Origin of the sequence: Paenarthrobacter nitroguajacolicus (assembly GCF_029952445.1) — a bacterium.
Classification (GTDB): Bacteria; Actinomycetota; Actinomycetes; order Actinomycetales; family Micrococcaceae; genus Arthrobacter; species Arthrobacter nitroguajacolicus_B.
Genome location: NZ_JAQPPK010000030.1, coordinates 24,170 through 45,078, shown reverse-complemented (window position 1 = coordinate 45,078; position 20,909 = coordinate 24,170). Strand labels below are relative to the sequence as shown.

Genomic DNA, 20,909 nt, shown 5'->3' with positions numbered 1-20,909 from the left:
TGCAGAAGTGACAAGCCAGTAGGCTCGCTCCATGGACGTTTCCCAGCTCCGTGAGATCTGCCTTGGCTTTCCGGGTGCCTTTGAGGACTTCCCGTTCGGGCCAGAGACCTCCGTGTTCAAAGTTCGTGCCGCCGTCGCCGGGGGTGCGAGGCACGAGGCCAAGATGTTCGCATTGTCGTCCATGGACCCGGAGAACTGGTCTGTGAGCCTGAAATGCGAACCTGCGCTGGCAGAACAGCTCAGGGCCGCCCACCCGGAGATCACCGGCGCCTGGCACATGAACAAGACCCACTGGAACGGCGTACGGCTGGATGGTGCTCTGCCTGATGGCATGGTCCGGGACATGGTGGAGGACTCGTACGACCTCGTGGTGGCAACCCTGAGCCGCAAGCAACAGGAGCAACTCGGTTGGGCGCGACTGGCCCGTCCACAGGGCAGCTAACACACCCCTGTTACCCCTCCCCACGGCGCTGACATGGGACTAGATTGATAGTGCGTACCTAGGGACCTCAGCCCGCAGGCTGGTCAGGAGCGGTTTGATGCTGGATCAGAGAACACAGGGCCATCTGTGGAACTTTCAACGAGCAACCTGAGCCGGCGAACCAATGCGCAGAGCCCCCGTAGATGCCGCCGCTGCCCAGGATGAGCGAACCGGGCGATGGATGATTGCTTTGCGCGTTGGCCCGGGAGGGTTCCGGAGAGTTAAACGCAGGCTCACGAAGGCCGAGGCAAAACACCGAATCACCGTATTTACTACGGAAATACAGGGAATTAGGCAGCGAAGGAAGCCGCTCGTAGTGGCCTTCACCGACCGCGGAACAGCCCTCGCGGAAGGTCCGTGAAAAGATCACGCTTTGACAAATGTTGATCGAAACTGCGGAGAAATATTGATTTTCGATCATTCGTGGTGAAGTATGTCACACGAAGGTTGGTGCTGCCAGAGCGTCAGCCCAGACTGTCCGACTGGACGGCCCTAGCCGCCGGAGTCGGCCTTACGAGTCACAAAAGGGGTATTGAAATGACCATTCAGCACCAGTCCGTCGGTCGCCGTGGATTCCTGCGCGGAGCACTCGCAGCAGCCGTACTCGTGCCCATGGGGGGAACCATTGCATCCTGCGCTGCCGGTGGAGGCAGCACCAACACCGGCCCCACCGGCACCGTCTCCGACACCAACCCGTTCGGCATGGCAGACAAAGCCACCCTGGACGCCGTGATCTTCAAGGGCGGTTACGGCATTGACTACGTGGATTTCGCCGGCAAGATCTTTGAGAAGACGCACGATGGCTCCACCGCCAAGATCGCCCCGTCCACGGACATCGCCCAGGAACTCCAGCCCCGCTTCGTCGGCGGCAACCCGCCGGACCTGATCGACAACTCCGGTGCAAAGGCCATCGGCTTCAGCACCATCCTGGCCCAGCTCGAAGACCTCACTCCCGTTGTGGAGGCCAAGAACCTTGAGGGCAAGGTCATCAAGGACACCCTGTACACGGGCGTACTGGCTCCAGGTACTTTCGATGGCAAGCTTGCCGCCCTGAACTATGTGCTGACCGTCTACGCCGTCTGGTACTCCGACTCCCTCCTTAAGGAAAACGGCTGGACCGTGCCCAAGACGTGGGATGAAATGTACACGCTCGGCGAACAGGCCAAGGCCAAGGGCAAGTACCTGTTCGTGTGGGGCAAGGAAGCTGCCACGTATTACCAGGAACTCGCGATCGCCTCAGCCATCAAGGAAGGCGGCGACGAGGTCCGCCTCGCGTTGGAGAACCTCAAGGAAGGTTGCTGGTCGCACCCGGCCATCCAGTCCGTTTTCACAGCACTGGACAAGATCGTCAAGGCAGGCTTCTTCAAGCCGGGTGGCTCGGGTACGCAGTTCACGGCCGCCCAGGCGCAGTGGAGCAATGCCCAGGAGGCAGTGTTCTACCCGTCAGGTTCGTGGATCGAAAACGAGATGAAGGACCAGACCAAGGCAGGCTTCAACATGATGGGCGCCCCGGCCCCGTCGGTTAGCGCCAGCCCCAAGATGCCGTACACGGCCCTGCACAGCGCTGCCGGTGAGCCCTACGTTGTTCCGTCCCAAGGCAAGAATGCGGCCGGTGGCAAGGAAATGCTGCGCATCATGCTGTCGAAGGAAGCCGCTACCAACTTCGCCAAGACCAAGTTGGCCCCCACCATCGTCAAGGACACTGTTCCGGCCGATGGCTTCGGTTCCACCGCCCTTGTTTCCCAGACCAAGATGCTGGGCGACGCCGGCGAGAACATCTACACCTGGAACTTCATCGACCTGTACGGAACCAACAAGGACCAACTGGTTGTCTGGAACACCTTCCTGGACGGCAAGTCGGACGTCGCAACCCTGACCTCCGCCCTTCAGAACATCACCGACAAGGTCCGCAACGACAGCTCGGTCAAGAAGATCGAAGTGAAGTGACCGTAGTGAAGACAAAGCAGAGCCGGAACGACGACGGCCTTGCCGCCGTCGTTCCGGTCATGGCACCGCCGCAGCTGGTGGTCAAGAGGCGGCGGAAGCCGTTGACGTGGGACAAAGTGAGCTTCTTCGCGGTGTTCCTCGGACTGCCGCTGGCGATCTACCTGTTGTTTGTGATTTGGCCGTTTATCCAGGCCTTTGGCTACTCGCTGACAGACTGGTCCGGCTTCTCGCCCAACCAGAACTTCATCGGCCTGGAGAACTACGCCAAGATCTTCACGGACGATATCTTCATGAAGGCCATGGGGAACAACGTCCTCCTGGTCATCTTCCTGCCGATCATCACCATCATCCTGAGCTTGGTGTTGGCCTCGCTGGTGACGGTGGGTGGAAGCAGCAAGGGCCAGATCAAGGGCCTGCGGAATTCCAGCTTCTACCGGGTGGTTTCGTTCTTCCCGTACACGATTCCCGCTATCGCCATCGGCATCATGTGGGGCCAGATCTACGATCCCTCGGGCGGCCTGCTGAACGGCATGCTGACCGGGTTGGGCATGGACCAGTTCAAGGACTTTGCTTGGCTGGGCAACAAGGATACGGCCATGATTGCCACGATGTTCGTGATCGTGTGGGGCTTCGTTGGCTTCTACATGGTCTTGTTCGTGGCGGGTATCAAGGGCATTCCGGCCGAGCTTTTCGAAGCTGCAAGGATTGATGGCGCTGGTCGCTTCCGTACCGCCGTTTCCATCACCATTCCTTTGATCCGGGACAACATCCAGACCGCCTACATCTACATGGGCATCCTGGCCCTCGATGCTTTCGTCTACATGGCGGCACTGAACTCTGGCGGCGGTCCGGACAACTCGACGCTTGTGATGGCCCAGCAATTGTTCTTTACGGCCTTCAGCAAGGGCCAGTTCGGCCTTGCCAGTGCCATGGGCGTTGTGTTGGCCATTGCCACGCTGATCTTCTCCGGCCTGGTCTTCCTGGTCAACCGGCTCACCGGCGGCGATAAGGATGTGAGCCTCTAATGACAACCAAAGTTTCCGGTCCGGAGATGAAGTCCCTGCACTTCCAGCCGAGGACCCCTGCAACCACAACAGGCGACAAGGTGGTGGGCGCGGTTTCGCACACCGCGTTGACCGTCTGGACCCTCATCGTCATCCTGCCGTTGTTGTGGACGGTCATGTCCTCGTTCAAGACCTCCAGCGAGATCTTTGCCTCGCCGTTTGCCTTGCCGTCCCAATGGAACCTGGACAACTACACCAAGGCGTGGAGCGAAGCGGGAATCGGGCAAGCCTTCCTTAACTCCGTGGTGGTGGTGGCTGTCGCGCTGGTGATCGTGATGGTGCTGGGTGCCATGTGCGCCTATGTCCTTGCCCGCTACACCTTCCCGGGGAGCCGGGCCATCTACTACCTGATGCTCGCCGGCCTGACGTTCCCCATCTTCCTGGCCATGGTGCCCTTGTTCTTCGTCCTGAAAAACATGGGCCTGCTGAACACATTGCCGGGCCTGATCCTGGTCTACGTTGGCTTCGCGCTCCCGTTCACGGTGTTCTTCCTTTTCTCCTTCTTCAAGTCGCTGCCCCACGAAATCACCGAGGCCGCGGCGCTCGACGGAGCAGGGGAGTGGCGGACGTTCTTCCAGGTCATGCTGCCCATGGCCAAGCCGGGCCTTGCCTCGGTGGCCATCTTCAACTTCCTGGGCCTGTGGAACCAGTTCCTGATCCCGGTATCCATCAACGCCGCCGGTCCGCGCGTCCTGTCCCAGGAACTCGCGGCGTTTGCCGGCCAGATGGGATACGCGGTGGACTTCGGGGCGCTGTTTGCCGCGGTGACGGTTACCGTGGTTCCGGTATTGATCGTGTACGTCATCTTCCAGCGCCAGCTTCAAGGCTCGGTGTCGCAGGGCACCTCCAAGTAGCACAACTGCGCTAAATACAGCGTTCGACGGCGGTCCGCACCCAAGGTGCCGGGTCGCCGTCGGGCGTTAAGGCGCTAAAGCCGGCAAGTACTATGGGCTGATGTTCGAACCCTGCCAACTCCGGCCCGGCGTAACCATGCGCCTCCTCCGCCCGTCGGACGCTGCTGCCCTGGCGGCGGCCTACGTCCGCAACCGTGACTACCTTTCTGCCTGGGAGCCCATGCGTCCCGAGGAGTACTTCACGGAAGAGTGGCAGGCTGCCGACATTGCAAAGCGCCTTGCCGCACTCCAGGCTGGCGATCAGTACCCTCTGGCGTTGATTGCCGGAGATGCCATTGTTGGCAGGTTCAATGTGGCAGGAGTTGTCCGCGGCCCGTTCCAGAGCGCGGGACTGGGTTACTGGGTTGACAAGAATTATGCCGGCAGCGGGCTGGCTTCGGCGGCGGTCCGGATGATCGTGGAGAAAGCCCGGACCGAGTTGGGGCTCCATCGTCTGGAAGCGGGAACCCTCCTGCACAACATTGGCTCCCAACGGGTGCTGTTGAAGGCGGGTTTCCAAAAGTTCGGAACAGCGCCGAATTACCTGCAAATCGCCGGGACCTGGCAGGACCACAACCTGTACCAGGTCATCCTGCACGACTAAGCATCCTTGTCTTTCTGAAAGGATGGAACGGAACCGTAGTGCAACGAAAGGCAGCAACCGTGATCTTTATTGTGGTCAAGTTCAACGTCAAGCCCGACTGGTCCGATCGCTGGCTGGACCTCGTAGCCGATTTCACCGAGAGCACGCGCAAGGAGCCGGGCAACCTCTGGTTCGATTGGTCGCGCAGTGTGGACAACCCCAACGAGTTCGTCCTGGTGGAGGCCTTCCAGGACGATGCCGCCGAGGCCCACGTGAACAGTGAGCACTTCAAGAAGGCCATGGCCGACATGCCGCAGGCCCTCGCAGAGACGCCCCACATCATCAGCCGCCAGATTGAAGGCAGTGGCTGGGACCGTATGGGTGAGCTGACCATCGCCTCCTGAAAAAAGCAACGCGGGGTCACTTATGGCCCATCCCGAGGGGATTTATGGGCCATAAGTGACCCCGCGTTGCTTCCAGGGGAGGCTAGAACATCCAGGGAATCTCGGCGTGACCGAAGTCGCTGAAGGAACCGAAGCGGCCTGCCTTGAACGCCAGCACTTCGCCGTCCCGGTCCCGGCAAGTGGTGACCTGGCCGAAGAAGACCTGGTGATCGCCGACGTCGTATGTTTGCACAACCGTGCAGTCCGCCTGGGCGAGGGCGCCCTTGATCACCGGCAGGCCGTTGTCGGTCACGTCAAAGTCTCCTTCACCGAACCGGTCACCGCCCCGCACCGCGAACCGCCGGGCAATCGATTCCTGCTTGGAGCCGAGGATGGAAACCGCGAACTTGCCACTCTCCAGCAGGGCCTCGCCCGTCCGTGTGCCGAAGTTCAGCGAAATCATCAGGATGGGCGGCTCCAGGCTGATGGACGTGAGCGAACTGATGGTCATACCGTAAAGCTCGTCCTCGTGCTTGGTGGTCACGACGGCGACGCCTGTGAGGAAGCGGCCCATGGCACGGCGCATCCCCATGGCATCGGGAACCGTGAAAAGCGGTGCGAGGCTCATTTCAGTTGCTCCGGTCTGCTTGGACGGAATCTGCTGGTACGGAATCCGTGTAGTAACGGACTTCGAACATCTTGGCGCCGTTCTCCGAAACCCACGGACCGTGTTCCATGCCCGGCGGACGGGTGGCCCAGTCGCCGGCCTTGAATGTCCTTCCCAGGCGTTGGTCGACGAACGAGCCCTCGAAAATGAAGACCTCTTCCCAGAAATCGTGGGTCAGGACGCCGTTGGGGGAGGTGTCCGTTCCTGGCTCGAACTTCAGGATGCGGGTGACGGAGTCGTTGTCCGAATCTCGGGCAAGTATGGCCTCGGACAGGCCCTCGATGTGCGGGTTGCAGGGTGCGAAGTCCACGGAAGAAACGGGCGTGAATTCGAATTCGGGTTTTGCCATGGCTAGATCCCTTCCGACTCGGTGCTGCTGTTGATGCTGTAGGAACCGAGGAACGTGTCCAGTTCGGCGACCAGTGCGTCGTAGCCGTAGTTCCGGTAGGTGTAGGCGCCGCGGACCACGAAGGGTGCACCGGCATAGAACATTTCGTACTGTTGGTGACGTCCGGCAAATTCGGAACCGATGATGTCCCAGGCCAGCTTGAACAGCTTGACCCGTTCCTCACTGGCGACGCCGGGGGACTGCACATAGCGTTCCATGTCCGGCCGGGTCACGCTGCTGGTCATGTCCGCGACGCTCGAGGGCAACTGCAGCACGCCGCCGCCCACCAGGTCCCGCAGGATAGAAATCACCCGTGGGTAGGTCTCGGACTGCAGGCCCATGGCCCCGTAGAGTGCGGCTTTCCCGGGAACCCTCATGCCGGCGTCGTCCGTTGTTGCCGTATATTCCGCAGCGAGGACGGCGGATTCAACCGACTGGACAATCGCCGCCAGCTCACCAAGCTTTTCCTGCACGCCGGGGATCTTGTCCGTGCCGTTCACCTGTGTGACCTTGCGGGCCACGGAGGCGATGAACTTCAACTTGGTGGAGAAGCGGATCTGCGCCTGCCAGTTGCCCAGGGCGTGCGCGCCGGTCTCGAAGAACTGGCGGCGGAGGGTGTCGATGTTCCGGTCGATGAACACGCGGTCCCACGGAATGAGGACGTCGTCAAAGACCACCAGGGCGTCGGGTTCGTCGTAGTGGCTGGTGAGGGGGTAGTCGAAATCGCTGGTGGCAGCGGGGGCGAACGGGCGGCGGCAGTAGAGCTTCAGGCCGTCCGTCGACACGGGGATGGCGAAGCTGACGGCGAAGTCCACGTCGTCCGGGCCCAGCGGCTTGATGCAGGTGACAAAGACTTCGTCGGCGATCGCGGCGCCGGTTGCGAGCATCTGCGAACCGCGGACGATGATGCCCTCCTCGGTTTCACGCACGACGCCGACCTGCAAGTACTCGCCCTCCCACCCTGACGCTGTGGTTGCGCGGGAGACCTGAGGGGGAATGATCGCGTAGGAGAGGTAGAGGTTTTCGGACAGGATCTTCTTGTAGTACCGCTCCACATTGCCGGCGAAGTCCCTGTTCTCGTCCTTGAAGACCTCGGGGTGGGAGCCGAAAGCGGCAAAGAATGTACCGACGTGGTCTGGGCTGCGGCCCACCCAGCCGTGGGTGTGCTTGGCCCACTTTTCGATTGCCTGGCGGCGGAGGACGAGTTCTTCCTGCGTGCGTGGAGCCGCGAACGTGCGGTTGGCGGGTCCGTCGATTTCCTCGGAGTGGAACTGCATGCCGTTGGCAGGATCGGCTGCGATGTCGAACAGTTCGGACATGGTGTGGGCAACCTTGGCGAAGGCCGGGTGTTCCAGCACGTTGCCCACCACCTCGCCGTCGAGGATCACTGTCCGACCGTCGTTCAGGGACTTCAGGTACTCTTTTCCGGTCCTCATCAGAGTGAGCCTTTCTTGATTTTGTAGTTATGTTCAATGGTGGTCCCATTCGGGAATGAGAGCTCCAACTTCCAGGAAGTTCCATCCACGAACTTTCCCTTCAGCAGCGGCAGGGTGCCGCCGAGGCACATGAAGTCGGCGTCGCCAATATCGGTTCGCGCCAAGAGACGCTCGACGACGTCGGCCGGCTTGCGCAGGCCGCTCAGCGGACCTTCCTGGTACAGCTCGCCGTCCACCCAGGAGCGCGCGGTGCAGTTGTCGAGGTCGAGTCCCTCCAGGTTTTCGACGGCGATCACCTCACCGGCGACGGGTTTGGGGCAAGCACGCTTGGAATCGCCGATGTCCCGGGCTTCAATGTCACGGTCCGTGTGGTCCGAGCCGATGCCGAGGTAGAACTTGCCATCGTGGCGGATGTACAGCGGTTCGATTTCGCCGGAGGTCAGGTTCTGGCTGGTGTCATGCTCACCGGAGGTCTCGAAGAGGTCCGAGTCCATGCGATAGAACATTGGAACCTCAGGAGGCGGTGCCACGCCGATGGCCGCCAGCTCGTCGATGTGGTGCTGCACTGCTTCCGGATCGCGGCCTGTGTAACCGGCCACCACTGCGTGGAAGTCCGTGAGCGTGATTGTTTTGTCCGTGCCGGCACTGTTCCCTGTACCGACCACCCTGAAAGTGAGCGGGACTTGCCGTGTTGTTTGCTGTATTTGCTGTATTTCCATGGGGTTTCCTTAGACGGTCAGAGTTTGGTAGCTGGCCAGGCGATCGTTGATCACGGGGAACTCGTTGCGGACCGTGCTGACCTGGGCGGGATCGATGTCCACCATGAGGACCGACTCCCCGGCGTCGGCTTCAGCGATTACCTTGCCGGCCGGATCCACCACCCTGCTGTGGCCCCCGAGCTCAACGCCTTCCTGGGTGCCGGCAGCGTTGCAGGCCACCACGAAGATCTGGTGTTCCAAGGCCCGGGCGGTGCTGAGCAGGCGCCAGTGTTCACGTCGGGCTGCCGGCCAGGCCGCCGGGACGATCACGATTTCCGCTCCACGGGTGCTGAGCTCCATCCACAAGCCGGGGAAACGAAGGTCGTAGCACGTGATTCCTGCGGTGGCCCCGAACGGGAGTGCGGCCACGGGCAGTGACGTCCCGGCCGTCAGGAGCTCGGCCTCCTTTGATTTGTATCCGAATACGTGGATCTTGCGGTACGTGTGGACCACGCTGCCATCCGGGCCCAGCAAGATAGACGTGTTGCTGAGTTGCCCGCCTTCGCCGGCCTCGATGATGCTGCCGAGGTGAAGATGGACGCCCAGCTCCGCCGCCACCCTGGAGCACATGGAAACGGTGGGCCCATCCAGCGTTTCGGCCAGCGCCGCATAGTCATCGAAGTGGAAGTAGCCTGCACTCCACAGTTCCGGCAGGACGATCAGCTCAGCGCCGTTGATGCTGCGGAGGATCTTCTCGACGCGGTCGATCCGGTCCTCGCGGGTTTCGGCGTCCGGGCTGGCCACCTGGACCAGTGCGATTTTCATGCTTGTTCCTTGTCTATGTTGGCGAACTCGGCGGTGGGCTCGGCGCTCGGCTCATCCAAATCACTGAGCTTGAGTCCCTTGGTCTCTTTGGCGAACATCACGGAGACCATGGAGATCAGGCCCATTCCTGCGAGGTAGATGCCGATGGCGTAGCCGGTGCCGAAGGCGCTGTACAGCGCCAGGGCGATGATGGGAGACAGCGAACCGGCTATCAGCGAGGCCAGGTTGTAGGCCACGGAAGTGCCGCTGTACCGGACATCGGTGGGGAACAACTCGGAGAAGAAGGCGCCGATCACCGAGCTGTACGCGGCGAAGATCAACAGGCCTCCGACGGCCGCCGCGATGATGCCCCACGCCTGGCCAGTGTTGAGCAAGGCGAAGAACGCGAACGCCCACACCACCGTGGCGATCGAAGCTCCGATCATGATGGGCTTCCGGCCCACCCGGTCCGCGTACAAGGCGAGGACGGGAATTGCGACGACGGCCACCGCCTGGCCGATCATGACTGCGGTCAGTCCGGTCTGCCGTTGCAGCCCCATGATCTGGGTGACGTACGTGATGATGAACAGCGAGTAGATGTAGAAGCCCGCGTTTTCGCCCATCCGACTTCCGGTGGCGATGAGGATTTCGCGCCAGTTGCGGCGGAAAAGGATGGCCAGAGGCATTTTGCGTTCCGTGCCGGCCTGGGCCTCGCGCTTGCGCTGTGCTTCCTTGAACAGCGGGGTTTCCTGCACGTACAGGCGGAGGACCAGGCCAATAATAACCAGCAGTGCGGACAGTCCGAAGGCTATGCGCCAACCCCATGCCAGGAACTCGCTCTCCGGCAGGGTAGCGGCGAGGATGGCGAGGACGCCTGCGGCCATGAGGTTGCCCAGGGGCGGACCCATGTTCGGCCAGGATGACCAGAATGCGCGCCGCGAGCTGTCATTGCTGTGCTCGGAGACCAGGAGGACGGCTCCGCCCCATTCGCCGCCGAGTGCGAATCCTTGGATCAGCCGCAGCAACAGCAGCAGCAACGGTGCTGCGATGCCGATGGCTGCGTACGAAGGGATGAAGGCAATAAGCGTCGTTGCGACGCCCATAAGCATCAGGCTGGCCACCAAGGTGGCGCGGCGCCCGTGTTTGTCGCCAAGGTGCCCCAGGACAATTGCGCCAAGGGGACGGGCGAGGAAGCCGGCAGCGAACGTTCCCAGTGCCAGCATGGTGCCGACAAGGGGATCGTCAGTGGGGAAGAAGAGCTTGTTGAATACCAGCGCAGCGGCCGTGCCGTAGAGAAAGAAGTCGTACCACTCAACGGCGGTGCCGGCGAGGCTCGATGCAGCAACCACAGGCAGGCTGGAGTGCTTCTGCTGCCTTAGCTCGGCTTTCTTCAAATCGGTCATGTGGGGATCCTTTGCGGGTGGAGACGGGGCTTCCTGGGGGAGGGAGGGGCCCGTCTCCAACGGAGATGAGGGGTTCCAATTCAGTGAGTTGAATCACTGGAACATCACTGTAGACGAGTTGTATACAACCTGTCTATAGTGAATGCAGAACGTAGCTCGTATACTGGGCTTCGCGAGAAAGGCTCTGCATGATCCAGATGACCCCCGCTGCACAGTCGCAGCCCGAAGTGGCCTACCAGTGGATGAAAAGCTACATCGCAGCGCTGCCGCGGGAGGAAGAAACTTTCCTCAACGAGGCCGTACTGGCCAAGACCACAGGTACCTCCCGTACGCCGGTGAGGGAAGCCTTGTTGCGCCTCGAAGCTGAAGGTTTCGTGAAGCGCATCCCCCACAAGGGTGCGTTTGTGCCGCCGATCTCCGATCCCGAGGTGCGGGCCATCCTGCAGGCCAGGTCAGTGGTGGAAAAGTGGGCTGTCTCGGCAGTGGCGACAATGCCGGTTGCGCAAATCGATGCCTTCCAACACATCATTGACCAGCAGCTCGATGCCAAAGCCGATGCCGCGAGGTTCATCGAGTTGGACACAGAGTTCCACACCCTCATGGTCCGGGCAGGGGGAAATCCTGTCCTGGCCGACTTCTACGCTTCGCTCAGGCAGAAGCAACTCAGGATTGGCGTCAAGGCAGTCAGTCAAGGCACCGACCGTGCCGAGGACGTACTGCGCGAGCACCAGTTGATCGTGGACGCCCTGCGCAGCCGGAGCCTCGAGGCGGCGCACGATGCGATCGACGCCCACTTGGACTCCACCCGCTGGGCCGTCATCGGATACTAGCCGTCATCGGCTACTAGTCTTCGCTGTGCAGCTCCCGCTGCCGGGCGCTGAGTAGCTCAAACTCAGGCCTGGCAGCCACGAACCGTTCAACGGCGTCGAGCATTTGCTGAAGGTGGGCGTGATCCGGGGCCACCAAAGCGGCGCCTATCAGTGCACGCCGGTACTGGTCCTGGAAGCCGGTCTCGGCCGCCGAAACCTCGAAGCGCCGTTTGAGTTCAGCGACCAAAGGCCGCACCAAGGAACGCTTTTCCTTGAGGCTATGAATATCGCCCAAAAGGACGTCGAATTCGATCCACCCGATCCACATACACCCCATTCAACAGCAACGCGGGGTCACTTAAGGCCCATGTCAGGGGCTTTTATGGGCCATAAGTGACCCCGCGTTGCTTCACGTCTTGACGGAATCTTGAGCGAACGCAGCAAGGGGTCTTGAGTTCGGCCCGGCAGTGTCTATGAGGTTGGCCTAAACAGGCCCGTGACTCATCCGCTGCTAGTTACCCAGGACTGACATCGTGACCCAATACCCTGCCAGAGCCCGACCCCGTACCGCAGCCGCCCTGATTGCCTGCGCCGCAACCCTGGCGGTTTCCGCCCTCACCGCACCGATGGCCGCCGCCGAACCCTCGCAGGGAGCGGTGGTACGGGCATCGTCGAGTGTTTCGGCCATGGCCGGCCAAACCGAGCAAACAGTTGTGGTGCCGGTAACCGCGGGGCTGGAACCGAGCCGGATCAGGGGCAGCATTGTGGTCACCGGAAAGCCGGAAGGGACGGTCCGCGCAACAGTCAACGGCAGGGTAATCCTCGAAGCCAACGCAGCAGCCACTGTCGCACTGGACCAGGCCGTCAGCAGCGCGGACGTTGTCAACCAACAGTTGACGGTCGGACTGCAATTCATCCCGGCTACACAGACTATGTGTGTCCTGGCCAACGCGACGGCCACGCTCAACAACCTGGCAGTCGACTTCTCCGGAACTCCAGAGGTTCCCACCACGGTCGGCGGTTTCTTCCCGGTGTCCGTGCCCGCCGTCGTGCTTCCCGTCCCCGCGGATCCGGGCGCGGATGTTTCGGCGGCCATCATGGTGGCCTCCGCAGCGATGTCGCAGCGCTACCCGGAGGCGTCCGTCAGCGTGGTTCCGGAAGCCGGACTCGCCGCCACCGCAGCGAGCCTTCCGCCGGGAAGCCGGATCCTCAGCGTGGTTGGCGACCAAGGCGAGGCCGGTACCAAACTGGCCACCGCGGCCGGCCTCCCGCAGCTCGTCCTCAGCGGCCACGACGAACAACTCCGCACCGCCGCACGTGCCCTCGCCAGCGACAAGACCGCGCTCGCCGTGACCTCTTCCGTGACCGGGCTGACGTCCGCTCTGCCTGCATCGCCGGGATTGCAGCAAAGCCTCCAGGACCTCGGCAGCAAGACGCTGAAACTCTCCGGCTACGGGACCCCGGAGTCGTACGTGGGCGTGAGCCAGTCGCAGTTCGGCGGCCCCGTCCAGTCGGTGAAGGTCCAGCTCAAAGGGACGCACACGGCCGTCCCGAACAACGCGCAGGCCCAGCTTTCGGTCTTCTGGAACGATTACCTGCTCAGTTCAAAAAATCTCGACGGCGGTGACAGCTTTTCGGTGGACGCCGAGGTACCTGCCGGGCAGCTGCAGGCCAACAATGGCCTCCGGATCCGGCTCGCTGCCCTTCCCGTGGGCGGGGATTGCGACGGACCTGCCGGTGTGATGCCCATGGAGGTAACGGTGGACACTGCGGGCAGCACGTTGACGGCAGCCCGGGGTGGATCCCTGAAGGCCGGTTTTGCACGGTTCCCACAAGCCTTGGGGCAGGGCGTTCCCGTGGCTTTCGGTGACGGCAACGCGCAGGCCAACACGGTCAATGCGGCCACGTTGATGGCTTCGCTGCAGCGGGAAAGTGCCACACTTTTGGACGCCCGTCTGGTGGGCCTCGATACTTTGGCCGGCTCCAGCGAATCCGGGCTGGTGGTGGGCGCCACCGGCGAGGTGGCCAACAAGCTCTCGGCACCCCTGCGGTTGGCGGAGTTCCGCACCATAGCCCCGGACGACGTCGAATACGGGGTGGGCACGTCGGCGCCGTTCGGGGTCCTGGAGGCGTTCGAACAAGGTGGCCGCGATCTGCTGCTCCTGGGTGCTTGGGCGCCGGAAGGTGACAATGCTGCAGCCACATTGCAGTCCTCATTGGCCGACCACATCAGTGGCGTTGAGGGCGGCTGGGCGTCGCTGTCCCGGAACCTGCTGGTCACCCAGCCCTCAGGAACGCCGGTCTTGTTGGAAAGCAACGTGGTGGTTCCGCAAAAGGCTGTCACCGACGACTACCGTCCCTACGCCTGGTGGATCGGAGCTGCGGTGCTGGTGCTGGGCCTCGCGTTTGCAGCCCGGACCATCCTTATGCGCCGGCGAGCCAAGGAAGCACAGGCTTACGTGGACGCTGAACAGAAGGCAAGCGGTTCCTCGGAACATGGTAAGTAGCCTCGCCGCAGCTTGGGAACGGCTCGGCGCCCCGGTGGAGGGCCGAAAGGTCCCCGGCGCCAGGATTGTGGCTGCCGTGGCCGCGGTGGTGGGCTATCTCGCCTGCCTCTACACCATTGGCCACGGCACCAACCTGGACTACTCCGATGCCCAAAGCCACCTGACCATCGCCCGGCGCATTTTCGACAGCAAAGCCCCCGGCTTTGAGCAGCTCGGCACGGTGTGGCTGCCGGTGCCGCACCTCCTGCTGGCACCGTTCGTGGTGAACATGTGGCTGTTCAGCACGGGCTGGGCCGCTGGCCTGTTGGGCATCCTCGCGCTGTCCGGCACGGCAACGGGGCTTTACCTGATCGCTGCCCGTCTCGGTTTGGGCAGGGCCGGCCGCCTCGCCACCACGCTGGTTGTCCTTGCCAATCCGGCGGTCCTCTACGTTTACACCACGGCTTTGACCGAGCCCGTGCTGATCATGTGCATCGTGGGTGGCATGGCCGGACTGGCGCACTGGGCCACCAGCCGGCGCCGGATGAGCGCCGGCGAGCTGGCAGTCTTCGCGGGCATCCCGTCGGCGGCGGCCGTCTTGTCCCGCTATGAGGGGTGGGCGCTGGTGATGACGGGGACGCTGTTCGTGCTGGTCGTCTCCAAACGACGCACGTCCCAATGGCGCGAGGCCTTCACCATGGCCGGTGGTTACGTCATGATCCCGGCTGCGGCGGTGCTGTGGTGGCTTTCCTACAACTGGGCCATCTATGGCAACCCGCTCGAGTTCATGTTCGGTCAGTACTCCGCTTTCGCGCAGCAGAAGAACATCACCGACGGCGGACTGTTGCCTACCAAGGGCAACCTCGGACTGACATTGTCTATTTTTCACTGGTCGCTGCTGGAGACCTCCGGGCTGGTGGTCCTCGCCGCGGCGGCGTGCGGCGCCGTCGTGCTGGTCTTCAGGAGGGGCTTCGCCAACAGCACCCTGCTGGTGGCGGTGACCGGCAGCGCTTACGCTTTTGCGCTGCTGAGCCTCTTCCTGGGCCAGACTGCCATCAACAACGACCATTCGCTTCCCACTACGTGGTGGAACAACCGCTTCGCACTTACGGCGCTGCCCCTGGTGGCCATCCTGGCGGCTGTGTTCGTGCAGGAACTGGCCAGGCTCCGGTTGCGCTGGCTCCGTCCGTTGCTGCTCGGTGCCCTGCTGGCAGCACTGGTGGTGCAGAACGCGTGGTGGAACGCCGATCCCACCGGCAGGCTAGCGGTCCTGGCGGAGGGGCGGATGTCCGCCGAATCCACCACCAACTCCACAGCCGCCGCCCGGTGGCTGAACCAGCACTACGAATCCGGTGGGATCCTGATGGACGAGAGTGCCCGGGGAAACGCCGTGCTACCCGTGATGGGCATCCCGCTCAAGGAAATCTACAACCGGGCCTCCGGTGACTACTTCGCTCCGGCCCTGGATGATCCGGCCAAGTACGCCAAATGGGTGTTCGTCAACGTCGAGGCAGGCGCGGGGGCAAGGGATTCCGGGCCTACCGACCTCGTGTACCAAGCGATCCTCAAGAACCCATCATTCGGCATGCGCTACTCCGTCGCCTTCTCTACGCCCACGCACCGGATCTATGAAAGGTCCTCCGATTCATGACCCCCTCTACCCCTCCCAACGGGCTCAGCAGGATCAACGGCCAGTTCAACCGGCAGTCGATCGGGCAGACGCTCCTGGCCGCGGGCCTTGTCACCCCGGAACAGCTGCGGCGTGCGCTGAACCGTGCCGCGAGCGAAGGCGGATTGCTGGGACGGCACCTGATCCTGGAAGCCGGCCTGGACCGCCGTCGGATTTATGAAGTCCTGGCGCAACAGTGGGAAGCCCCGCTGGTGGACCTGGTGGCCGAGCCTGCCGACGACGAGCTGATGGAGCAACTCACCTTCGGCGAGCTCGGGGAACCGCAATGGTTGCCGTGGCGCAGCGAAGGCGGTGTCCTGACCGTTGCCACCGCCGTTGCTCCGTCGGTGCGAATGGCAGAGGAAGCGGCTGAAAAGTTTGGAGCTACCGACGTCGAATTCCGCACCACTACGGACTGGGACATCAACCAGTCCATCCAACGGTCCTTCCGGCGCCACCTTCTGTATGAATCCGCCGAACGCCTGGCCGAAGAAAGGCCGGGGGACTCGGCACGCGTCGCGTTGACGCCGTGGCAGCGGTACCTTCCAGTGGTCCTGGTTGCAGCGGTCATGGTGGGGTTCGTAATCTCTCCGCTCACGGCGATCATCGTTCTGCTGACCGCCGCGAATGTCGTTTTCCTTATCAGCATCGGGTTCAAATCGCTGGCGAGCCTCCGCGGGCCGTTCGACAAACTGCACCAGGCAGCAGTGGACCGTGCAAGGAACAAAGAGCGGGCAGGACGTGGCCTACCGCCGGTGGCAGCTGAACGGATCCCCGATTCCGAACTGCCCATCTACACCATCCTGGTTCCCGTGTTCCGTGAAGCCAACATCATCGACAAACTGTTGACCAACCTCGGGCAACTGGACTACCCCCGGTCCAAGCTGGATGTCCTTGTCCTCCTGGAGGAAGACGACGCCGAGACGATCGCCGCTGCCAAGGCCTCCAAACCACCGGAGTACGTTCGGATCCTGATTGTTCCCAGGGGTGAGCCGCAGACCAAGCCCAGGGCGTGCAATTACGGACTGACGTTCGCCCGGGGGGAGTACGTGGTGATCTACGACGCCGAGGACCGTCCCGATCCGGGGCAGCTGCGGGCATCCATTGCCGCCTTCAGACACGACGAATTCGAGCGGCAGCACCTGAATCCCGGCCGCAAACCCCTCATTTGCGTCCAGGCCGCGCTGAATTACTTCAACGCGGACCAGAACGTGCTCACCCGCATGTTCACCATCGAATACACGCACTGGTTCGATTCGATGCTCCCCGGCCTGGACAACTCCGGCATTCCCCTGCCCCTTGGTGGCACCTCCAACCACTTCGTCACGGCCCTCCTCAAAGAAGTGGGCGCGTGGGATCCGTGGAACGTCACCGAAGACGCGGATCTGGGACTCAGGGCGGCCGTGGACGGGTACCGGGTGGGCGTCATCGACTCCACCACGTGGGAGGAGGCCTGTTCGCAGGTTCCGGCCTGGATCAAGCAACGTACCCGTTGGATCAAGGGCTACATGATCACCTCTGCGGTGAATACCAGGAACTCCCTCAGGTACATGAAGAGCACGGGCGTGGCCGGAACCGTTGGCTTCCTCGGCCTCATCCTCGGGACACCGCTGGCTTTCCTGGCCTATCCGCTGGTGGTGGGCTTCACGGTGGTGACCTACATCGGCTACGAAATCGTCGGGCTGGTGTTGCCGGAGTGGTTGCTGGTCGGAGGGGTGGTGTCCATGCTGTTCGGAAACGCCATGATGATCATCGTCTCCGGCATCGCCACCTTCCGCCGGCACGGGTGGAGAATCGCGATCTTCGCACTGCTGAACCCGTTCTACTGGGTCCTGCATTCGGTGGCGGCATGGCGCGCGGCCTGGCAGATGCTCACCAGTCCCCACAAATGGGAGAAGACACCGCACGGGCTGGAAGCGGAATACCACGACGACGGCCACTGGGTTGGGTGAGGAACCGCACCTGATCTTGAGCCAATCTTGAGCAAATGCCGCACAGAGGTTGAGTAACCGGCGCCACACTGAATCCAAAGCCGAAGGATGACCAGCTGAGGGGGTTGGACACGGTGCTCGATTCGTTTTCGGTAAGGGTCGCCCTGGGTGTGGTCACAGTGACCCTCCTGGCGTTGTTCTGTACCTCCTTCCACCGCACGCGCTCGCCGTATGCCGGCTGGTGGAGCCTGGCCCTGCTGGAATTCATGGCGGGCAACGCAGCTTTCCTTTTCAACGGAACCTCCCACCAGCAATGGGCGAATCCTGCCGGAAACGTCCTGGTGGTGGCGGGGGCATTCAGCGTTTGGGCCGGCGCCCGTTCCTTGCGGGGACTCAAGACCGCGGGGTGGCAATTGGCCGCGGGCCCGGCAATCACTGCCGTAGCGTCCGTCCTTGAAAGCCCCGCAACGAATGTCTGGTCCGGCGGGTTCGTGTACTTGGCCATGATGACCGCCGGCATAGCACTGGCTGCGCGGGATCTTTGGCTGATCAAGGCTTCGCACTCCCAGGTCCACAAAGCGTTGTCATTGGCCGCAGGCCTGTTGGGTACCTACTACTTGGGCCGCTGGACGGTCTACACACTTGAAGGGCCGGCCAGCGACACCTTCCGGAGCTATTTCGGGCCCGGGCCATCCGGCCTGGTTTCCCTGGTGCTGTTGGTGACTGTGTCCTTCAGCATGACTGCCCTGACCAGCGACCAACTCATCAAGGGACTGAAGGAGCGCGCCGCCCGGGACCACCTGACCGGCCTGCTCAACCGCGGAACCTTCCTCGAACTGGCCACCAGCGAACTCAACCGCCTGCACTCCACGGGATCGGGCGCTGCCGTGGTGCTGGCAGACCTGGACCACTTCAAGGCAGTCAATGACGAATACGGGCACGGCGCCGGAGATGAGGCCTTGAAGGCTTTCGCGGGCGCCTGTGTTGCATCGGTCAGGTCCACTGACCTCATTGGGCGCTACGGCGGAGAGGAATTCATCCTCTTCCTGCCCGGGGCCACGCAGGAGCGGGCCGAGAGTATCGCCCTCGAAATCAGTCGACGAATCTCGGACATGCGCACCCCGGATGGTGTTCCGTTCCCCACCATCAGCTATGGAGTGACGTCCAGCATCTCAACTGGTGCCGATCTGAACTTCATGATCGAGGTAGCGGACGCAGCGCTTTACAGTGCCAAAGCACAAGGAAGAAACCGGATTGTAGGAGCCGACCGCCTCGAGGCGGCCATTATCGCGGATGAGGCAAGATCATGACCCTTAACGAACTGACCACCAGGATCCAGGTCCAGCACAACCAGGAGCTGTCCGTGTTCAGGCGGGACATCACGAGTGCGCCGTACAAAGCCGGAACAGCCACGTCCCTGAATGCGGACCGGCGCTCTGTCCGGATGGGCCCTGTGCAGTCCGTTGAGGATGGAAACGCGAACCTGACGATCGTGGCCGACGTCGAAGGACTCGCCTGGTTTACGGCTGACAAAGGCCTCCTGGGCAGTTGCATCACAGTGTCCATCGCCGGCCACCGACGCAACACCGGCACACGGGTCCACCTTCCGCTGGCTGAATGCGATGCTTGGATCGAAGCCATCCTGGGCGGAACGTGGATCACCCACGTTTACCGCATGGGCACCATTGCAAAGCCTGACGGCCGGCTGGATATCGCTTCCTATCGCTTGTTCCTGGACGAGCACCGCAATGCTGTACCCAAGCCCCAGGCCGTGGCGGACATGACGTTGCGCAGCCTGGATGAATCGTGACCAGCACCAAGCCACACAGGCTTGTGTCCACTGATGACGACCCACGAATACGGGGCCTGGAGCGGCAGGTCCGGGCACTCATGGAGGAACTGCACCGCGTCCGGAACGAACAGCGCCACGATTCCCTCACTGATGCCCTGACCGGCGTCGGCAACCGGCTCGCTTTGGCCGGCGCCTTTACGCAGGCCATGGAGGCCGCCGCGAACGGCTCATCGCCGCCGGCACTGCTCCTTTTGAATCTTGACGGATTCAAGTCACTGAAGAGCTCTGCCGGCCACGCCGCAGCGGATCAGATCCTGGTTACCGTCGCCATGCGCATCCGCTCGGCAGTCCGGGAGGACGACGTCGTTACCCGCCTGGGTGGCGACGAATTTGCCGTTCTGATGCCCGCCACCCCCAAAAACCGGGCCACCGCCGTCGGGAACCGCATCCTGGCGGCGCTGGAACCCAACATCGACCTCGGCAACAACAGCGTCCAGTGCGCCGCGAGCATAGGCCTGCGGATTGCCGAGCCGCATCACACCTTGGAGGACCTGCTCCAGGAAGCCGATTTCGCCGTCGAGGAGTCCAAAAGCGAAGGCCGGAGCAAGCTCAAACTGTTCGACCCCGTGACCCTGCACTCCCGTCAGCTCCAGCGGCAGATCGTGGGCGACCTCCGGGAGGGGATCCGTGCTGATCAGCTGGTCCTTTACTACCAGCCGATCGTGGAGCTCGCCACCGGAAACATCGAGGGTTGCGAGGCACTGGTTCGCTGGAACCATCCGGTACACGGCCTCATCATGCCGGACCAGTTCATTCCCGTGGCTGAGGCCACGGGGTTGATCGCGGAACTGGGCAGGTGGGTCCTGCGGACTGCCATGCGGCAGCTCAGGCAGTGGCGTGACGATCCCGCTACGCAGCAGACAGTCTTCTCCATGCGCATCAACGTTTCTGCTGCCGACCTGCAAAGCCTGGAATTCGTGGACGACGTCCGCGATGTGCTCCTGGCGGAAGGTTTGTCCCCGGATTCGCTGGTCCTGGAGCTGACCGAAGGCGCGATCATCCAGAACAACGAGCTTGACCGGTACACCCTGATGAGCCTGCGCAGGCTCGGCGTGGGCCTGGAGATCGACGATTTCGGCGCCGGCTATTCCTCGATGGGCTACCTGCGCAAACTTCCGGTGGACCGGGTGAAAGTGGACCGGCAGTTCGTGAAGGACCTGGGGAAGGATCCCTCGCAGCTTGAGTTCCTGGCGGCCATCCAGCAGGTGATCCGCTCCTGCGGGCTGGAAGGCGTTTGGGAGGGCATCGAGACAGCCCAGGAAGCCGAACTTCTCCGCAGCATTGGCTGCACCAGTGGCCAAGGGTACTTCTTTGGCAGGCCGTTGCCCGAGGCTGACTTCCTGGCCCGCTTAAAAGCAACGCGGGGTCACTTATGGCCCATCCCAGAGGGATTTACCGGCCATAAGTGACCCCGC

At 62.4% G+C, this 20,909-nt stretch carries 21 protein-coding genes; 13 read left to right on the top strand and 8 right to left on the bottom strand.

The window, feature by feature from the left end; all coding sequences use genetic code 11:
• The first annotated feature begins 31 nt into the window (after positions 1 to 31).
• Entirely contained in the window at positions 32 to 442 is a 411-nt protein-coding gene (locus PJL15_RS18825) for an MmcQ/YjbR family DNA-binding protein (RefSeq protein WP_281452658.1), read from the top strand.
• A 67-nt stretch (positions 443 to 509) separates the two neighbouring features.
• On the opposite strand, the gene PJL15_RS18820 is transcribed toward PJL15_RS18825, so the two are convergent.
• A complete protein-coding gene (locus tag PJL15_RS18820) occupies positions 510 to 902 on the bottom strand; it encodes a hypothetical protein (RefSeq protein ID WP_281452657.1) in 393 nt (130 codons plus the stop codon).
• 116 nt (positions 903 to 1,018) lie between these two features.
• Between PJL15_RS18820 and ngcE the strand changes: the two genes are divergently transcribed.
• From ngcE to PJL15_RS18795, 5 genes are all read left to right on the top strand, one after another.
• On the top strand, positions 1,019 to 2,428 hold the full coding sequence (gene ngcE, locus PJL15_RS18815) for an N-acetylglucosamine/diacetylchitobiose ABC transporter substrate-binding protein (protein ID WP_281452656.1): 1,410 nt from the start codon (positions 1,019 to 1,021) through the stop codon (positions 2,426 to 2,428).
• 5 nt (positions 2,429 to 2,433) lie between these two features.
• Entirely contained in the window at positions 2,434 to 3,453 is a 1,020-nt protein-coding gene (locus PJL15_RS18810) for a carbohydrate ABC transporter permease (protein ID WP_281452655.1), read from the top strand.
• Positions 3,453 to 4,346 (top strand): carbohydrate ABC transporter permease, encoded by an 894-nt coding sequence (locus tag PJL15_RS18805; protein WP_281452654.1) that lies wholly within the window; start codon positions 3,453 to 3,455, stop codon positions 4,344 to 4,346. The genes PJL15_RS18810 and PJL15_RS18805 overlap by 1 nt, the downstream gene beginning before the upstream one ends.
• Before the next feature lie 100 nt (positions 4,347 to 4,446).
• Positions 4,447 to 4,989 (top strand): GNAT family N-acetyltransferase, encoded by a 543-nt coding sequence (locus PJL15_RS18800; RefSeq protein ID WP_281452653.1) that lies wholly within the window; start codon positions 4,447 to 4,449, stop codon positions 4,987 to 4,989.
• 59 nt (positions 4,990 to 5,048) lie between these two features.
• Complete coding sequence (locus tag PJL15_RS18795) at positions 5,049 to 5,372, top strand: putative quinol monooxygenase (protein WP_281452652.1); 324 nt, start codon at positions 5,049 to 5,051, stop codon at positions 5,370 to 5,372.
• A gap of 82 nt (positions 5,373 to 5,454) precedes the next feature.
• Here the strand turns inward: PJL15_RS18795 and PJL15_RS18790 are convergent, their stop codons facing one another.
• Genes PJL15_RS18790 through PJL15_RS18765 form a run of 6 tightly spaced genes read right to left on the bottom strand, consistent with a single transcriptional unit; the run spans position 5,455 to position 10,747 of the window.
• Positions 5,455 to 5,979 carry a flavin reductase family protein gene (locus PJL15_RS18790; protein WP_281452651.1) on the bottom strand — a complete coding sequence of 175 codons (525 nt, stop codon included), beginning with the start codon at positions 5,977 to 5,979 and terminating at the stop codon, positions 5,455 to 5,457.
• Between the two features lies 1 nt (position 5,980).
• Positions 5,981 to 6,367, bottom strand: coding sequence for a cupin domain-containing protein (locus PJL15_RS18785; protein ID WP_281452650.1), 387 nt, complete (start codon positions 6,365 to 6,367; stop codon positions 5,981 to 5,983).
• Positions 6,368 to 6,369: 2 nt separating this feature from the next.
• The gene (locus PJL15_RS18780; protein WP_281452649.1) at positions 6,370 to 7,842 is read right to left on the bottom strand and encodes a 4-hydroxyphenylacetate 3-hydroxylase family protein; all 1,473 of its coding nucleotides are present in this window, start codon (positions 7,840 to 7,842) and stop codon (positions 6,370 to 6,372) included.
• Entirely contained in the window at positions 7,842 to 8,561 is a 720-nt protein-coding gene (locus tag PJL15_RS18775) for a DUF2848 family protein (protein WP_281452648.1), read from the bottom strand. Before PJL15_RS18775 ends, PJL15_RS18780 begins: the two co-directional genes overlap by 1 nt.
• Before the next feature lie 9 nt (positions 8,562 to 8,570).
• On the bottom strand, positions 8,571 to 9,365 hold the full coding sequence (locus PJL15_RS18770; RefSeq protein ID WP_281452647.1) for a carbon-nitrogen family hydrolase: 795 nt from the start codon (positions 9,363 to 9,365) through the stop codon (positions 8,571 to 8,573).
• Positions 9,362 to 10,747 (bottom strand): MFS transporter, encoded by a 1,386-nt coding sequence (locus tag PJL15_RS18765; protein WP_281452646.1) that lies wholly within the window; start codon positions 10,745 to 10,747, stop codon positions 9,362 to 9,364. The genes PJL15_RS18770 and PJL15_RS18765 overlap by 4 nt, the downstream gene beginning before the upstream one ends.
• A 188-nt stretch (positions 10,748 to 10,935) precedes the next feature.
• On the opposite strand from PJL15_RS18765, the gene PJL15_RS18760 reads away from it, so the two are divergent.
• Positions 10,936 to 11,577 carry a GntR family transcriptional regulator gene (locus PJL15_RS18760; protein ID WP_281452645.1) on the top strand — a complete coding sequence of 214 codons (642 nt, stop codon included), beginning with the start codon at positions 10,936 to 10,938 and terminating at the stop codon, positions 11,575 to 11,577.
• A gap of 13 nt (positions 11,578 to 11,590) precedes the next feature.
• Here the strand turns inward: PJL15_RS18760 and PJL15_RS18755 are convergent, their stop codons facing one another.
• Positions 11,591 to 11,884, bottom strand: coding sequence for a DUF503 domain-containing protein (locus PJL15_RS18755; RefSeq protein ID WP_281452644.1), 294 nt, complete (start codon positions 11,882 to 11,884; stop codon positions 11,591 to 11,593).
• Between the two features lie 205 nt (positions 11,885 to 12,089).
• On the opposite strand from PJL15_RS18755, the gene PJL15_RS18750 reads away from it, so the two are divergent.
• From PJL15_RS18750 to PJL15_RS18725, 6 genes are all read left to right on the top strand, one after another.
• Entirely contained in the window at positions 12,090 to 14,063 is a 1,974-nt protein-coding gene (locus PJL15_RS18750) for a cellulose biosynthesis cyclic di-GMP-binding regulatory protein BcsB (protein ID WP_281452643.1), read from the top strand.
• Positions 14,053 to 15,693, top strand: a complete 1,641-nt coding sequence (locus tag PJL15_RS18745) for an ArnT family glycosyltransferase (protein WP_281452642.1) — start codon at positions 14,053 to 14,055, stop codon at positions 15,691 to 15,693. The genes PJL15_RS18750 and PJL15_RS18745 overlap by 11 nt, the downstream gene beginning before the upstream one ends.
• Positions 15,690 to 17,663, top strand: coding sequence for a glycosyltransferase (locus PJL15_RS18740; protein WP_281452641.1), 1,974 nt, complete (start codon positions 15,690 to 15,692; stop codon positions 17,661 to 17,663). The genes PJL15_RS18745 and PJL15_RS18740 overlap by 4 nt, the downstream gene beginning before the upstream one ends.
• A 104-nt stretch (positions 17,664 to 17,767) precedes the next feature.
• On the top strand, positions 17,768 to 18,952 hold the full coding sequence (locus tag PJL15_RS18735) for a GGDEF domain-containing protein (protein WP_281452640.1): 1,185 nt from the start codon (positions 17,768 to 17,770) through the stop codon (positions 18,950 to 18,952).
• Complete coding sequence (locus PJL15_RS18730; RefSeq protein WP_281452639.1) at positions 18,949 to 19,452, top strand: hypothetical protein; 504 nt, start codon at positions 18,949 to 18,951, stop codon at positions 19,450 to 19,452. The genes PJL15_RS18735 and PJL15_RS18730 overlap by 4 nt, the downstream gene beginning before the upstream one ends.
• The gene (locus tag PJL15_RS18725; RefSeq protein WP_281452638.1) at positions 19,449 to 20,903 is read left to right on the top strand and encodes a putative bifunctional diguanylate cyclase/phosphodiesterase; all 1,455 of its coding nucleotides are present in this window, start codon (positions 19,449 to 19,451) and stop codon (positions 20,901 to 20,903) included. Before PJL15_RS18730 ends, PJL15_RS18725 begins: the two co-directional genes overlap by 4 nt.
• The last annotated feature ends 6 nt before the right edge of the window (positions 20,904 to 20,909 follow it).

What these genes read in the sequence shown, in the direction of transcription:
- PJL15_RS18790 (WP_281452651.1), bottom strand. Translation starts at nt 5,979, where the DNA reads ATGAGCCTCGCACCGCTTTTCACGGTTCCCGATGCCATGGGGATGCGC.
- PJL15_RS18805 (WP_281452654.1), top strand. Translation starts at nt 3,453, where the DNA reads ATGACAACCAAAGTTTCCGGTCCGGAGATGAAGTCCCTGCACTTCCAG.
- ngcE (WP_281452656.1), top strand. Translation starts at nt 1,019, where the DNA reads ATGACCATTCAGCACCAGTCCGTCGGTCGCCGTGGATTCCTGCGCGGA.
- PJL15_RS18745 (WP_281452642.1), top strand. Translation starts at nt 14,053, where the DNA reads ATGGTAAGTAGCCTCGCCGCAGCTTGGGAACGGCTCGGCGCCCCGGTG.
- PJL15_RS18730 (WP_281452639.1), top strand. Translation starts at nt 18,949, where the DNA reads ATGACCCTTAACGAACTGACCACCAGGATCCAGGTCCAGCACAACCAG.
- PJL15_RS18800 (WP_281452653.1), top strand. Translation starts at nt 4,447, where the DNA reads ATGTTCGAACCCTGCCAACTCCGGCCCGGCGTAACCATGCGCCTCCTC.
- PJL15_RS18775 (WP_281452648.1), bottom strand. Translation starts at nt 8,561, where the DNA reads ATGGAAATACAGCAAATACAGCAAACAACACGGCAAGTCCCGCTCACT.
- PJL15_RS18780 (WP_281452649.1), bottom strand. Translation starts at nt 7,842, where the DNA reads ATGAGGACCGGAAAAGAGTACCTGAAGTCCCTGAACGACGGTCGGACA.
- PJL15_RS18760 (WP_281452645.1), top strand. Translation starts at nt 10,936, where the DNA reads ATGATCCAGATGACCCCCGCTGCACAGTCGCAGCCCGAAGTGGCCTAC.
- PJL15_RS18820 (WP_281452657.1), bottom strand. Translation starts at nt 902, where the DNA reads ATGATCGAAAATCAATATTTCTCCGCAGTTTCGATCAACATTTGTCAA.
- PJL15_RS18770 (WP_281452647.1), bottom strand. Translation starts at nt 9,365, where the DNA reads ATGAAAATCGCACTGGTCCAGGTGGCCAGCCCGGACGCCGAAACCCGC.
- PJL15_RS18765 (WP_281452646.1), bottom strand. Translation starts at nt 10,747, where the DNA reads ATGACCGATTTGAAGAAAGCCGAGCTAAGGCAGCAGAAGCACTCCAGC.
- PJL15_RS18740 (WP_281452641.1), top strand. Translation starts at nt 15,690, where the DNA reads ATGACCCCCTCTACCCCTCCCAACGGGCTCAGCAGGATCAACGGCCAG.
- PJL15_RS18825 (WP_281452658.1), top strand. Translation starts at nt 32, where the DNA reads ATGGACGTTTCCCAGCTCCGTGAGATCTGCCTTGGCTTTCCGGGTGCC.
- PJL15_RS18785 (WP_281452650.1), bottom strand. Translation starts at nt 6,367, where the DNA reads ATGGCAAAACCCGAATTCGAATTCACGCCCGTTTCTTCCGTGGACTTC.
- PJL15_RS18755 (WP_281452644.1), bottom strand. Translation starts at nt 11,884, where the DNA reads ATGTGGATCGGGTGGATCGAATTCGACGTCCTTTTGGGCGATATTCAT.